The organism is Pseudarthrobacter sp. B4EP4b, from assembly GCF_006680095.1.
In the GTDB taxonomy this organism is placed as follows: domain Bacteria; phylum Actinomycetota; class Actinomycetes; order Actinomycetales; family Micrococcaceae; genus Arthrobacter.
Window position 1 is genome coordinate 92,234 of record NZ_VHIJ01000012.1, and the last position, 12,770, is coordinate 105,003.

14 protein-coding genes, 1 tRNA gene and 1 riboswitch are annotated in these 12,770 nt (G+C 66.1%); of the genes, 14 read left to right on the forward strand and 1 reads right to left on the reverse strand.

Going from position 1 to position 12,770, the window contains the following annotated elements; translation table 11 throughout:
* Positions 1-413 precede the first annotated feature (413 nt).
* From FNL14_RS05095 to hisF, 14 genes are all read left to right on the forward strand, one after another.
* Positions 414-485 (forward strand) — tRNA-Val (locus tag FNL14_RS05095).
* A gap of 95 nt (positions 486-580) precedes the next feature.
* Positions 581-1,441: a cytochrome gene (locus FNL14_RS05100; protein WP_091420121.1), complete on the forward strand. Its 861-nt coding sequence runs from the start codon at positions 581-583 to the stop codon at positions 1,439-1,441.
* An 87-nt stretch (positions 1,442-1,528) separates the two neighbouring features.
* On the forward strand, positions 1,529-2,143 hold the full coding sequence (gene def / locus FNL14_RS05105) for a peptide deformylase (protein WP_142058168.1): 615 nt from the start codon (positions 1,529-1,531) through the stop codon (positions 2,141-2,143).
* Entirely contained in the window at positions 2,140-3,060 is a 921-nt protein-coding gene (gene fmt / locus FNL14_RS05110; protein WP_142058171.1) for a methionyl-tRNA formyltransferase, read from the forward strand. The genes def and fmt overlap by 4 nt, the downstream gene beginning before the upstream one ends.
* On the forward strand, positions 3,057-4,685 hold the full coding sequence (locus FNL14_RS05115) for an RsmB/NOP family class I SAM-dependent RNA methyltransferase (protein ID WP_142058174.1): 1,629 nt from the start codon (positions 3,057-3,059) through the stop codon (positions 4,683-4,685). Before fmt ends, FNL14_RS05115 begins: the two co-directional genes overlap by 4 nt.
* Before the next feature lie 97 nt (positions 4,686-4,782).
* Positions 4,783-5,460 carry a ribulose-phosphate 3-epimerase gene (gene rpe / locus FNL14_RS05120; protein WP_142058176.1) on the forward strand — a complete coding sequence of 226 codons (678 nt, stop codon included), beginning with the start codon at positions 4,783-4,785 and terminating at the stop codon, positions 5,458-5,460.
* Positions 5,461-5,499: 39 nt separating this feature from the next.
* Positions 5,500-5,650: riboswitch (FMN riboswitch) on the forward strand.
* Between the two features lie 224 nt (positions 5,651-5,874).
* On the forward strand, positions 5,875-6,942 hold the full coding sequence (ribD, locus tag FNL14_RS05125) for a bifunctional diaminohydroxyphosphoribosylaminopyrimidine deaminase/5-amino-6-(5-phosphoribosylamino)uracil reductase RibD (RefSeq protein ID WP_142058209.1): 1,068 nt from the start codon (positions 5,875-5,877) through the stop codon (positions 6,940-6,942).
* Complete coding sequence (locus FNL14_RS05130; protein ID WP_142058178.1) at positions 6,942-7,586, forward strand: riboflavin synthase; 645 nt, start codon at positions 6,942-6,944, stop codon at positions 7,584-7,586. Before ribD ends, FNL14_RS05130 begins: the two co-directional genes overlap by 1 nt.
* Positions 7,583-8,323, forward strand: a complete 741-nt coding sequence (gene ribB, locus FNL14_RS05135; RefSeq protein WP_142058181.1) for a 3,4-dihydroxy-2-butanone-4-phosphate synthase — start codon at positions 7,583-7,585, stop codon at positions 8,321-8,323. The genes FNL14_RS05130 and ribB overlap by 4 nt, the downstream gene beginning before the upstream one ends.
* A complete protein-coding gene (gene ribA / locus FNL14_RS05140) occupies positions 8,320-9,093 on the forward strand; it encodes a GTP cyclohydrolase II (RefSeq protein WP_142058183.1) in 774 nt (257 codons plus the stop codon). The genes ribB and ribA overlap by 4 nt, the downstream gene beginning before the upstream one ends.
* A gap of 48 nt (positions 9,094-9,141) precedes the next feature.
* Entirely contained in the window at positions 9,142-9,636 is a 495-nt protein-coding gene (gene ribH / locus FNL14_RS05145; protein WP_142058185.1) for a 6,7-dimethyl-8-ribityllumazine synthase, read from the forward strand.
* Positions 9,637-9,745: 109 nt separating this feature from the next.
* Positions 9,746-10,009: a phosphoribosyl-ATP diphosphatase gene (locus FNL14_RS05150; protein ID WP_015936881.1), complete on the forward strand. Its 264-nt coding sequence runs from the start codon at positions 9,746-9,748 to the stop codon at positions 10,007-10,009.
* Between the two features lie 92 nt (positions 10,010-10,101).
* On the forward strand, positions 10,102-10,962 hold the full coding sequence (hisG, locus tag FNL14_RS05155; RefSeq protein ID WP_142058187.1) for an ATP phosphoribosyltransferase: 861 nt from the start codon (positions 10,102-10,104) through the stop codon (positions 10,960-10,962).
* Between the two features lie 55 nt (positions 10,963-11,017).
* The gene (gene hisF, locus FNL14_RS05160) at positions 11,018-11,794 is read left to right on the forward strand and encodes an imidazole glycerol phosphate synthase subunit HisF (RefSeq protein WP_142058190.1); all 777 of its coding nucleotides are present in this window, start codon (positions 11,018-11,020) and stop codon (positions 11,792-11,794) included.
* Between the two features lie 82 nt (positions 11,795-11,876).
* Here hisF and FNL14_RS05165 read toward each other — a convergent pair whose 3' ends face one another.
* Positions 11,877-12,521 carry a TIGR03085 family metal-binding protein gene (locus tag FNL14_RS05165; RefSeq protein WP_091420259.1) on the reverse strand — a complete coding sequence of 215 codons (645 nt, stop codon included), beginning with the start codon at positions 12,519-12,521 and terminating at the stop codon, positions 11,877-11,879.
* Positions 12,522-12,770 lie beyond the last annotated feature (249 nt).

The following is a 12,770-nucleotide window of genomic DNA, read 5'->3' on the forward strand; positions in this document are numbered from 1 at the left end:
GAGATTCGAACTCGCGACATCCACCTTGGCAAGGTGGTGCTCTACCAGCTGAGCTACGTCCGCATTTTGGAGGGCCGATTCGCTGCCGTTCCCGGCATTTCCTCGCTTTCCAACGAGTAAAAACAATATAGGAGGTTCGGGGATTCTCCAAATCGTCTCCCGCGAAGGGGGACGCAATGGCGCTGCTTCCCAGCAATCACGCGGATTTTCGCAAGTTACAGGCATGTAATTCACGACGGCGGCCCGGGTCTTTGCGGGAGGGGAGCCGTTATGGAAGGGGCTGGGTGGGAGGCGCGCCGCCCGATTCCTTCGCTTCCGTGCAGCTTTACAAGTCCAGTTGAGTGCCTGAAGCGGTGCCGCTTCCGGCCGATTTCCGAAATGGCCGCAAGGTCCGCTAACATTCAAATGCATCAGGGCGATTGGCGCAGTGGTAGCGCGCTTCGTTCACACCGAAGAGGTCACTGGTTCGAACCCAGTATCGCCCACCGCATATGGTCCGTTTCCGCTCATCAGCAGCGGAAACGGACCATTTTTTGTGCGTGCGGACATTCTGTCAGCCCCTTGTGAAAGAGTTTTTCTTATGACAGCTCCACTTCTTGCCCATGCCACGGAATACGGGCGGATGTACGCCCGGTCCACCTCCGAGCACTTCTCCGTCCCGTCCATCACCACGGTGATCGGCCAGCAGCCGCACGGGCTCGACGGCTGGTTCGGGTACATGGGCGCCAGCAGCCTGGCCAAGGATCCGCTGCTGGCCGACTGCCTGGGAAGCCCCGCCAAAATCAAACAGGCAGTCAATCGGGCAGCCAAAGCAGCGGAAACCTACCGGGACGAGGCCGCCAAGCGCGGGGACCGCGTGCATTTCTACTGTGAGCAGGTGGCGCTGCGAGCCCTGGGCCGTCCCCACGGCATGAAGGAAGCGCGCGAGGCCCTGGCAGCCAACGGCGAAGAAGCCTTCGCCGTCCGGTTCGACGAATGGTGGGAGCTTTTCCAGGTTGAACCCATCGCCCCCGAGATCACCGTCTGGAACAACTCCGTGGGATACGCCGGAACCCTGGACCTCGTGGCACGGATTAACGGCCGGATCTGCCTTATCGATTACAAAACCAAGGGCACCACCCGTGATGGCCTGGTCAAGCCGCTGGACGACAAAGTAGTCATGCAGCTGGTGGCCGGCATGAAAGCCGAGGAGAGCCTGGTGGATCCTGAAGCCGGTACCTGGGAGCCGTGGAAGTACGGCGAAAACCCGGTCCTGCTGGCCGTGGCCATTGGCGAGACCGAGGTCCGCCCCGTCCGCGCCAACCCCGAGGTCCTCAAGCACCACTGGTGGAAGTTCTGCGCCCTGCGGCGTGTGTGGGAGCTGTCCGCGGACACTATTTCAGCGGGCACCGCGCTCCTGCCCATCGCCCCTCCGCCTCTCGCGCAGGTACAGCCCGCCTAGGTACGCGGGTGCAGGGACAGCCCGGGAGTTGTCTGCGCCTAAACTGGATTGGTCCCCTTTGCCGCCTACCGTAAGGACAAACAGCGCATGGCTATTCTGAATATCCGCATCATCGGTGATCCTGTGCTCCGCACAGTTGCCGATCCTGTGACGGATTTCGGGCCTGAGCTGGCCAAGCTGGTGGCGGACATGACTGAAACCATGGAAGACGTCGACGGCGCCGGCCTCGCCGCGCCTCAAATCGGCGTCAGCAAGCGAGTCTTCACCTACCGCATTGACGGCGTGGAGGGGCACATCATTAACCCTGTGCTCGAAAACAGCGAGGACTTCCAGCCGGACCACGTGGAAGGCTGCCTCTCCATCCCGGGCCTGGGTTTCCCGGTCAAGCGTTACCGCGCCACCCGCGTCACCGGCGTCGATATGCACGGCAACCCCGTCACCGTCGAGGGCGAGGGGATGCTGGCACGCTGCTTCCAGCACGAGAATGACCACCTGGACGGCATCCTCTACACCGACAGGCTGGAAGGGGAGGACCGCAAGGCTGCCCTGCGTTCCATTCGCAACGCCAACTACGACTCCATCACGGAAAAGACGACGGCGAAACGCGCCAAGACTGTCGGCTCCAGTTTCGGGGGCTCAAGCTTTGGCGGCGCAACGTCCGGCTCCAGCTTCGGTGCAGGCGCGGCTGGTACCAACGGGTGAGGGTCCTTTTCGCGGGAACCCCCGCCGTTGCTGTCCCGTCCCTTAATGCCCTCGTCGAAGCAGGCTTCGACGTCGTGGCTGTCCTTACCAGGCCCGACGCACCTATCGGCCGGAAGCGCGTCATGACGCCGTCGCCGGTGGCTGCCCGGGCAGCCGAGCTCGGGATCGAGGTGATCCACGCGTCCCGGATCAACGATGAAACCATCGCCCGGATTACCGCGGCCGGTCCCGACGTCGCTGCAATTGTGGCCTACGGCGGGCTGGTCCCGCCCGCGGCGCTTGGCATCCCGCGGCACGGGTGGATTAACCTCCATTTCTCCCTCCTTCCAGCCTGGCGCGGTGCCGCCCCCGTGCAGCGCGCCGTGATGGCCGGGGACGACATCACCGGCGCTGTGACCTTCCAGTTGGAGGAGGGCCTGGACACCGGACCGGTGTTCGGAACCCTGACGGAAACGGTGGGCCCCGACGATACCGCCGGGGAGCTCCTGGAACGGCTGTCGCACAGTGGCGGCGTGCTGCTCGCCCAGACACTCTCGGCCATTGACACCGGCAAAGCCGCCGCTGTGCCGCAGACCGGTGAGGTCTCCCTGGCACCCAAGCTGACCCTCGACGACGGCCGCCTGGACTGGAAGCACCCGGCCCTGGCGATCGGACGGCAGGCGCGGGGAGTCACTCCGGAACCGGGAGCCTGGACAATCCTGGAGGGGCAGCGGATCAAGCTGGAGCCCGTCCGGCTGCGGCCGGATGTCTCGCAGCTGGCGCCCGGTGCCGTGTCAATCCAAGACAAGAGCGTGCTGGTGGGAACCGGTTCGCACGCCGTGGAGCTGACCCGGGTCCAGCCCGCCGGCAAAAAGATGATGGCTGCTGCTGACTGGGCACGCGGCATGGCTTCCCTTGAAAGCGTGGTGTTCGAATGAGCGGTTCCGGAGACAACCAAGGCGGCCGCGGAAGAACCGGCGGCGATTCAGGCGGACAACGTGGCGGCTCCGGCGGCGGCAGCCAGCGCGGAAGCGGCCGCGGTAACGGCGGGCCGCGCGATTCCAGCAACCGCAACGCCAAGGGCCGGGAACGGAACCGCGCCGCGCAGCGCAGCTTCACTGACAGCGCGCCCTCCCAGCGGACCCGCCGGGCTGATCCTGCCCGGCTGGTAGCGTTCGAAGTCCTCCGGGCCGTGGCCGCCGAGGACGCCTATGCCAACCTGGTGCTGCCGGCACGGATCCGGCACCACGGACTGGACAAGCGGGATGCCGGGTTCGCCACCGAACTCAGCTATGGGGCCCTTCGCGGCCAGGGAACGTACGACGCCATCCTGGCCCGCTGCGTTGACCGTCCACTGGACCAGCTGGACCCGGCCATCCTGGACGCCCTCCGGCTCGGAGTCCACCAGCTGCTGGCCATGCGTGTTCCCGCGCACGCAGCGCTGGACCAGACCGTCGGCCTGGCCCGCGCCGTCATCGGCGCGGGACCCTCAGCCCTCATCAACGCAGTCCTCCGGAAAGTGGCTGCCAACACCCTCGAGGAATGGCTGGAGCTGCTGACCGGCGGCGAAACAGACGAGACCAAGGTTGCGTCCCTCCGCCACGCGCATCCCGAGTGGATTGTCCGCGCCATGCGCCAGTCGCTGGTGGCGCATGGGCGTCCAGCCTCGGAAATCAATGACCTCCTGGAAGCCGATAACGCAGCACCGGTTGTTAACCTGGTGGCCCTGCCCGGCATTGGAAGCCTCGATGAAGCCCTTGAAAACGGCGCCGCTCCCGGTGAACTGGTGGAAGGCTCCGCACTCTCCAGCGGCGGGGACCTTGGCCGGCTTGCCTCAGTGCGGGAGGGCAGCACCAGGGTCCAGGATGTCGGCTCACAGCTGGTGGCACGGGCCATGGCCGCGGTTAACCTTGCCGGGCGCCGTAGCGCCGGCGACGCCGATGGAGTTGACACAAAGCACGACGGCGAAGCCTGGCTGGACCTGTGCGCGGGCCCCGGCGGCAAGGCCGCTTTGCTCGGTGCGCTGGCGAGCCAGAGGGGAGCCACCCTGCTGGCCAATGAACCCGCACCCCACCGGGCCAAGCTGGTCAGCCAGGCACTGTCCGCCGTGCCCCGGGACACATGGCAGGTCAGGACCGGCGACGGCCGCGACGTCGGCACCGAGAAGCCCGAAGCCTTTGACCGCGTGCTCGTGGACGTCCCCTGCAGCGGATTGGGCGCGCTGCGGCGCAGGCCCGAATCCCGCTGGCGCCGCACTCCCAAGGACCTGGCAGACCTGGGCCCGCTCCAGCGCGAGCTGCTCAAATCTGCGTTGGCTGCCGTCCGTCCGGGCGGCGTCGTGGCGTATGTGACCTGCTCGCCCCACCCTGCCGAAACAACCGCTGTGGTGGCCGATGCACTCCGTAAGCGCGATGACCTCGAACTGCTGGAGGCCGGGCAGATCCTGGACAGTGTGAGCCTGACCGGGAATCTCGGCGCGGGGCACGAGTCCACCGCCCAGCTGTGGCCCCACGTCCATGGCACCGACGCCATGTTCCTTGCCCTTATCCGCAAGAAGCCCTGATCGGTAAGAAGCACTGACCCGGCAACAGCCCTGATTCCCAAGCACTCCGCACTAAGCACCGACTTCCCCGGAATCCTGCACCGTGAAAGGTATCCCCGTGACCCAATGCTGCATCAACCCGAGCATCCTCTCCGCCGACTTCGTCAACCTTGAGGCCGAGCTCAAGCGCATCAGCAATGCGGATGCGGTGCACGTGGACGTGATGGACAACCATTTCGTGCCCAACCTCACTATTGGCCTGCCGGTGGTCCAGCGGATCCAGGCAGTGAGCCCGGTGCCCCTGGATGCGCACCTGATGATTGCCGACGCCGACCGCTGGGCGCCGGGATTCGCGGATGCCGGCCTGGCATCGGTCACCTTCCACGCCGAGGCTGCGATCGCCCCGATCAAGCTGGCACGCGAACTGCGGGCGAGGGGTTCGAAGGCAGGCATGGCGCTGCGGCCGGGAACACCCGTGGAGCCGTATCTGGACATGCTGTCCGAACTGGACATGCTGCTCATCATGACAGTGGAGCCCGGCTTCGGCGGGCAGGCCTTCCTGGACGTGACCTTGCCCAAAATCCGGCGCGCCAGGAAAGCCATCGACGGTTCCGGTATCGGCGTAGCCATCCAGGTGGACGGCGGCATCACCGAGGACACCATCACCCGCGCCGCCGAGGCCGGCGCAAACGTCTTCGTGGCCGGTTCCGCCGTATACGGTGCCGATGACCCCGCCGCCGCGATTGACCGGTTGCGGCAGACAGGCAGCGAAACGTTACGTTCCGCGGCGGAATAACAGGGAGTCCTCTGCCGTTATGGCACAATAGCAACACACATACGTGCTCCGGGGTCGGTGTAAGTCCGAACCGGCGGTGACAGTCCGCGACCCGCGAGCCGGTGGTTTCCTTCGGGAGGACACCGGCAGACGGTTGAACCGGTGGAATTCCGGTACCGACAGTTAAAGTCTGGATGAGAGAAGCACGTACAGCTGTTTCTGCGGCGTCTTGGGACGCCGCGGCGTTCTGCTGTCGTATACCCCCGGAGCCATCGCGGTTCGAGAGGGAAGGAACGACACAAGCATTATGAACCGTTTGCGATGGCTCTTTGAGGCCACTATTCCTGCTGCCGGCATGCCTGCCGGCCCAACCATCGGTGCCGCCGCGTGACGGCCGGAGTGGTTACAGCTTTTACTGCTGCTGAAACCACCGCCATGGCCACCGCCCTGAAGGCTGCCCTCAACGGTCCCCGCGGTGCGAATCCCCTGGTGGGTGCCGTCGTCGTCGATCCTGACGGGCGCGAACTGGTGACCGGATTCCACCGCGGCGCCGGCACCGCCCACGCCGAAGTGGATGCCATCGCGCAGGCAGCTGCTGCCGGGATCGATCTTGCCGGCTGCACCATGCTGGTCACCCTTGAACCCTGCAACCACATCGGCCGCACCGGCCCCTGCGCCCGGGCGATCATCGACGCCGGGATCACCGACGTTATCTATGCTGTGGACGACCCCCACGATCCGGCCGCGGGCGGGGCAGCCACCCTCCGGGAGGCAGGCGTGCGCGTCCGCGCCGGACTCGGTGCCGGCGAAGCGCTGGACCTGAACCGTCAGTGGTTTGAGGCGGTGGCGGCAAAACGCCCGTTCGTCACCCTTCACATCGCGCAGACCCTGGACAGCCGCATCGCTGCCGAAGACGGCACCAGCCAGTGGATTTCCTGCCCGGAATCCCTCGCCGACAACCACGCCATCCGCGGGCGCATTGACGCCATCCTCGTCGGCACGCAGACGGTGCTGGTGGACAACCCACGTCTCACCGCGAGGGACGCCGCGGGCACCCCGGCCAGCAAACAACCCGTGCGCGCTGTTATGGGGTTGCGCGGCATTCCGGCGGACGCCGCCGTCCACGGAAGCGACGGGCTGGTGCTGCATTTGCCCACCCGCGACCCCCGCGAAGCCCTGACCAGCCTGTACGCGAATGGAATCCGTCATCTGATGGTGGAAGGAGGATCGCGCATCCTCAGCGCTTTCCTCGCTGCCGGGCTGGTGGACGAACTCATCGTTTACCTGGCGCCCACGCTGCTCGGTTCCGGAACTGCCGCCCTCACCGGCCTGGGTATCACCACTCTCGCTGATGCGCAGCACTGGGAGTGGGACGCATCCGACGGCGGCGCCGTCAGGACTCTGGGCCGTGACCTGAGACTCCACCTCCGACCGCAACGCTCTGTTGCCCTTGACCCACAACCGTCCCGCGCCACCGCGGAGCAAGCCCAGGGAGGCTACTGATGTTTACTGGAATTATTGCCGAGCAGGGGCAGGTCCTGTCCATGGAAAGGGACGGCGACGCCAGCGCCACCCTCCGGCTGCGCGCGCCGGGAACCACTGAGGGGCTGGCCTTGGGCGGGTCCATTGCCGTGAACGGGGTTTGCCTGACTGCCACTGACATCGACGGCAAGGAGTTCAGCGTGGACGTGATGGGGGAGACCCTGGTCCGCAGCACCATCGGTGAACTTGCCCCGGGCGACGCCGTCAACCTTGAACGCTGCGTTCCCGCCGGCGGACGGCTTGACGGACACGTGGTGCAGGGCCATGTGGACGGCGTCGGCGTGCTGCTTGAACGTGAGCCGTTGGGCAACTGGGACCGGCTCCGCTTCGGCGTCCCTGCAAACCTGGCCCGCTACATCGCGGAAAAGGGATCCATTGCCATCGACGGCGTGTCACTTACCGTCACCGCCGTCAGCCCCGCCGCGGAGCAGGAACCCTGGTTTGAAGTGGGACTGATCCCCACCACCCTGGCTGAAACCGGGCTCGGTACCAAAGTCGCCGGCAGCCGGGTGAACCTGGAAGTTGACGTGCTGGCCAAGTACACCGAACGCCTGCTGGCGTTCAGCACGGCAGCGCCCGCCGCCGTTGAAGGAGGAACACGATGAACGCCGCCGTCCGAGTCGAACCCGGCGTGGGCATCCCGGCCGGGTCCCGTCCCCAGGAAGACCCTGCCGTACGGCTGAGCACCATCGAGGAGGCGGTGCAGGCCATCGCCGCCGGCAAGCCCGTCCTGGCCGTGGACAATGAGGACCGGGAAAACGAAGGCGACATCATTTTCGCCGCCCAGTTCGCCACTCCGGCTTTGATGGGCTGGACCATCCGCTACAGTTCCGGCGTCATCTGCGTCCCACTGTCCGGCGAACGCGCAGATGCCCTCGCGCTGCCGCCCATGGTGGAAGTGAACCAGGACGCAAAGGGAACCGCCTACACCGTTTCCTGCGACGCGGCCACGGGCGTCAGCACTGGAATCTCCGCCACGGACCGGGCCCTCACGGCACGGGTGCTGGCCGATCCGACGTCGGTGCCGGCGTCCCTGACACGTCCCGGGCATATTTTCCCGTTGCGCGCGGTTGACGGTGGTGTGCGGGAACGTCCCGGCCACACCGAAGCCGCAGTGGACCTGTGCCGCCTGGCCGGCCTGGAACCTGTGGGCGTGATCGCTGAAGTAGTGTATGACGACGGCGAAATGATGCGGCTGGACGGGCTCCGTGCCTTCGCTGCTGAGCACGGGTGCCCCCTGATTTCGATTCAGAACCTGGTGGCCTACCTCGAAGCGGCAGGCATATCGGCTGACGGTAACACCCGGGCAGGACGCGCGGGCGAAGAAGAGGAGATACGATGACGGCTTCCGGAGCTTCGGGCAACGGCCACCACCCTGATTCAGGCAACGGCCACCACAAGGCCGAATCAGTGCATGGCCACCACCACTCGGACTCAGGCAACGTAAGGGTTACCCATCCGGTCAGCGGCGGTCCCATCGTGCAGCTTCCCACTGCCTTCGGAGACTTTGTGGCCCAGGCGTGGACCGACCTTGTCACCGGCCACGAGCACTTGGCAGTCAGCTCTCCGAACCCGCCCAAGGACGGAAAAGCACCCCTGGTCCGGCTGCACTCCGAATGCCTCACCGGGGACGTTTTTGGCTCATACCGCTGCGACTGCGGGGAACAGCTTGCCTACGCCCTTGAAATGATCCGGGAACACGGCGGTACGTTGCTGTACCTGCGCGGCCAGGAGGGCAGGGGCATCGGCCTTGCCAACAAGATCAAGGCCTACGCGCTGCAGGAAGCCGGCTTTGACACAGTGGAGGCCAACGAACAGCTTGGCCTGCCCGTGGATGCCCGCTGCTACAAAGCCGCCGCCCAGGTGCTGGCCGAAATGGGGCTGCACGAGGTGCGGCTCCTGAGCAACAACCCGGACAAGCAGAACAGGCTGGCGAAGGCCGGCGTCAAGGTGGTGGAAATGGTTCCCACCGAGGTGCCCTCCCGCGACCAGAACATCCGGTACCTGCAGACCAAAAAGGACCGGATGGAACACCGCCTGGTGCTTGGCTCCCACGTGGGCCCGGTGCCGGTAGCCGGCCCCGGCGCCGGCTTCGAACACGAACAAGACTGAACAGCACACCTCGCTGCCCCACCACAACGAACGGAACAGTACTGACTTATGAGCGGACACGGCGCCCCCGACATCGACCTCACCACCCTTAACCCGGCTGAAACCTCCCAGCTGAAGCTGGCCATCGTTGCAGCCAGCTGGCACACCCAGATCATGGACGGGCTGCTGGACGGTGCCCTGCGCGCAGCCAAGGACGCCGGCATCGCCGAGCCCGCCGTCCTGCGGGTGCCGGGCAGCTTCGAGCTGCCGGTGGCAGCCGCGCGCCTCGCACCGCACTTCGACGCCGTGGTGGCCCTCGGCGTCGTGATCCGCGGCGGAACGCCCCACTTCGAATACGTCTGCCAGGCAGCGACGTCGGGACTCACCGACGTGAGCGTGCGCACCGGCGTCCCCGTGGGCTTCGGCGTCCTGACCTGCGATACCGAACAGCAGGGCCTGGACCGTGCCGGCCTCCCCGGCTCGAAGGAAGACAAAGGCCACGAGGCCGTCACCGCGGCTTTGGCCACCGCCGTCGTGCTCAAGCAGTACGCCAACCTGCAGTAGCGGGTACGGGCCCGCTCGATGGCGGGCGCGTGTGTGTTCACTCACACCGCGCCCGTCATGCAAGGGCCCGACAAGCGCCCTTTAGGCCTCAGCAAGTAGGCTGGAGGGCGTGAAGAATTTCGAGACGCTGTTCGCTGAGCTCAGCGAGAAGGCAGCCACCCGCCCGGAAGGCTCCCGCACCGTCGCTGAATTGGACTCCGGTGTCCACGGCATCGGCAAAAAAGTTGTTGAAGAAGCAGCCGAAGTATGGATGGCTGCCGAATATGAATCCGATGAAGCGGCGGCCGAGGAAATCTCCCAGCTGCTGTACCACCTGCAGGTTCTGATGCTCGCCAAAGGCCTGACCCTGGAAGACGTCTACAAGCATCTGTAGCCACCGGACCGGCGCGCCATCTGGCGCCCGTGCCTGCCGTGGCCTGCATTGCTTGAACCCTAGACAATTCCACATCCAGAAAGACTTTCCCCATGCTGCGAGTAGCCGTCCCCAACAAGGGATCCCTGTCCGAAGCCGCCTCCGCGATGCTCTCCGAAGCCGGATACCGCCAGCGCCGCGATTCCCGCGAGCTGGTGATGGTGGACCCGGACAACGACATCGAATTCTTCTTCCTCCGCCCCCGCGACATTGCCGTGTACGTGGGCCAGGGAACGCTCGACGTCGGCATCACCGGCCGCGATCTGCTGCTGGACGCCGAGGTGGAAGCGGAGGAGCTGCTTCCGCTGGGTTTTGCCGCCTCCACGTTCCGCTTCGCCGGTCCGGTCGGGGATTTCGCCAAGGTCGAGGAGCTGGAGGGCAAGCGCCTGGCCACCAGCTATGACGGCCTTCTGCGCGGCTACCTCGCCGAACGCGGCATCAAGGCTAAGGTGGTCCGCCTCGACGGCGCCGTTGAATCCTCGGTCCGCCTCGGCGTCGCGGACGCCATCGCCGACGTCGTGGAAACCGGCAATACGCTCAAGGCCGCCGGGATGGAAATCTTCGGCGAGCCCATCCTCAAGTCCGAGGCCGTCCTGATCCGGCGCACCGGCGCAGGCGGTGCAGCGAACGGTACGGCCAAGGAGATCGAGGTGCTGATCCGCCGCCTGCAGGGTGTACTGGTGGCGCGCCAGTACGTCCTGATGGACTATGACATCCGCAAGGAACTCGTGGAACAGGCCGCCTCGCTGACGCCGGGCCTGGAATCGCCCACAGTCTCGCCGCTGCGTGACTCGGAGTGGGTGGCCGTCCGCTCCATGGTGCCCAAGCGTGAAACCAACCGGATCATGGATGAGCTGTACGACCTCGGAGCCCGCGCCATCCTGGTCAGCAGCATCCACGCCTGCCGCATCTGATTCCGCACACCGGATCCAGCGCCAGCATCCACCACAGATTTCCCAGGAGTTTCCCATGGCAGTAGCCGTACGCGTCATTCCCTGCCTCGACGTGGACGCCGGGCGCGTCGTCAAAGGCGTTAACTTCGAAGGCCTCCGCGACGCCGGGGACCCCGTAGAGCTCGCGCACCGCTACGACAACGCCGGTGCCGACGAACTGACGTTCCTCGACGTCACGGCATCTTCCGGGAACCGGGAAACCACCTTCGACGTGGTCCGCCGGACTGCCGAGGAAGTGTTCATCCCGCTGTGCGTCGGCGGCGGCGTGCGCGGCGTGGCCGAGGTGGACAAGCTGCTCCGCTTCGGCGCGGACAAAGCCTCCATCAACACCGCAGCCGTTGCCCGGCCCGACGTCATCGACGAAATCACCCGGCACTTCGGCTCCCAGGTCCTCGTCCTGTCCGTCGACGCACGCCGCACCCGCCCCGGATCCCAGCCCACGCCGTCGGGCTTCGAAGTGACCACCCACGGCGGACGGACCGGCACCGGGATTGACGCCATTGCGTGGGCCAAGGAAGCTGCCGAACGCGGAGTGGGGGAGATCCTGCTCAACTCCATCGACGCCGACGGCACCAAGGACGGCTTCGACCTCGAACTCATCAAGCTGGTCCGGGCCGCCGTCAAGGTGCCGATCATCGCCTCCGGCGGTGCGGGGGAGCCGGCGCACTTCCCGCCGGCCGTCGCAGCCGGCGCTGACGCGGTCCTGGCCGCATCGATCTTCCACTGGGGCCCGGACGACATGATGTCCCAGGTCAAAAAGGCCATTCGGGAAGCCGGCTTCGAAGTCCGCTGACGGCCATTGGATTGCAACGCGGAGTCACTTCCGGCCCAAAAACCTCGGTTTATTGGGCAGGAAGTGACCCCGCGTTGCTTGGTTAAAGCCCTACTTCGGCTGACTGGAGGAGGGCGACGGCGTCGGGCTGGCCTTCGAAGGTGACCAGGGCGTGGCGCGTGCGGCCGTGGGCGTGCATGAGCAGCTCGCCCGGCTCGCCAACGATTGCGACCGAAACAGGGGCCCGCTTGGCCACGTGCCGCGGGCCCGAGGGCCGGACCAGCACAATGCCGAGGTCGACGCCCCGGTACAGGATGGCGGCACGCTTCACCAGCTCATCCCACAGCGCTTCCGAATACGCCTCATCCAGTGCCCTCGGTGCCCAACGGTCCACTGCGCGGCGGACATCCTCAGTGTGCACGAAGTATTCGATCAGGTTGGAGCTTTCGTCCAGTGCCTTGATGTTCATCGGGGACAGCGCCGGCGGGCCAGCCCGGAACGTGTTCACGAGTCCCGTGTACGCTTCGGGCGTGGTCAGCTTTGCTGCCAGCTTGGCTGTGGCCTGGTCCGAGGCCTTGGCCAGGCGCTTGATGATCAGCCCGAGCCCTACTGCGGCTTTGCGCTCACGCAGGTACAGGTGCGCGGCAAGGTCCCTGGTGCGCCAGCCTTTGCAGAGTGTGGGCGCGTCAGGGCCGGCCGCAAGCAGGGTCTCGGCCAGGACTTCTCGGGACGGGTCGACGAAATGCATCACTTGTGAAACTAGCACGACACCCGCGCAGTTGGGCAGCGCGGCCGCCGGTGCTGGCGTGCCGTTGTTCACACACGATTCCGGGCACGGCAGAGGCACTAGACTTGACCTGATGTCTGAGCAGCCCGCCCCCGTCCCCACCCCTGCTTCCACTCTGCCCGCAACACCTTCGCACGGTCCAGCAGGGACTCCCGCCGCTGTACCCGCGGGCAGTCCGCTGCCGTCTGAGCTGGCCGCCGCGTTGAAGCG

Coding starts and splice junctions, on each gene's coding strand:
- def (WP_142058168.1), top strand. CDS start 1,529: ATGGCTATTCTGAATATCCGCATCATCGGTGATCCTGTGCTCCGCACA.
- FNL14_RS05165 (WP_091420259.1), bottom strand. CDS start 12,521: ATGCATTTCGTCGACCCGTCCCGAGAAGTCCTGGCCGAGACCCTGCTT.
- ribD (WP_142058209.1), top strand. CDS start 5,875: ATGGCCACCGCCCTGAAGGCTGCCCTCAACGGTCCCCGCGGTGCGAAT.
- FNL14_RS05100 (WP_091420121.1), top strand. CDS start 581: ATGACAGCTCCACTTCTTGCCCATGCCACGGAATACGGGCGGATGTAC.
- ribB (WP_142058181.1), top strand. CDS start 7,583: ATGAACGCCGCCGTCCGAGTCGAACCCGGCGTGGGCATCCCGGCCGGG.
- ribH (WP_142058185.1), top strand. CDS start 9,142: ATGAGCGGACACGGCGCCCCCGACATCGACCTCACCACCCTTAACCCG.
- hisG (WP_142058187.1), top strand. CDS start 10,102: ATGCTGCGAGTAGCCGTCCCCAACAAGGGATCCCTGTCCGAAGCCGCC.
- ribA (WP_142058183.1), top strand. CDS start 8,320: ATGACGGCTTCCGGAGCTTCGGGCAACGGCCACCACCCTGATTCAGGC.
- FNL14_RS05130 (WP_142058178.1), top strand. CDS start 6,942: ATGTTTACTGGAATTATTGCCGAGCAGGGGCAGGTCCTGTCCATGGAA.
- hisF (WP_142058190.1), top strand. CDS start 11,018: ATGGCAGTAGCCGTACGCGTCATTCCCTGCCTCGACGTGGACGCCGGG.
- FNL14_RS05115 (WP_142058174.1), top strand. CDS start 3,057: ATGAGCGGTTCCGGAGACAACCAAGGCGGCCGCGGAAGAACCGGCGGC.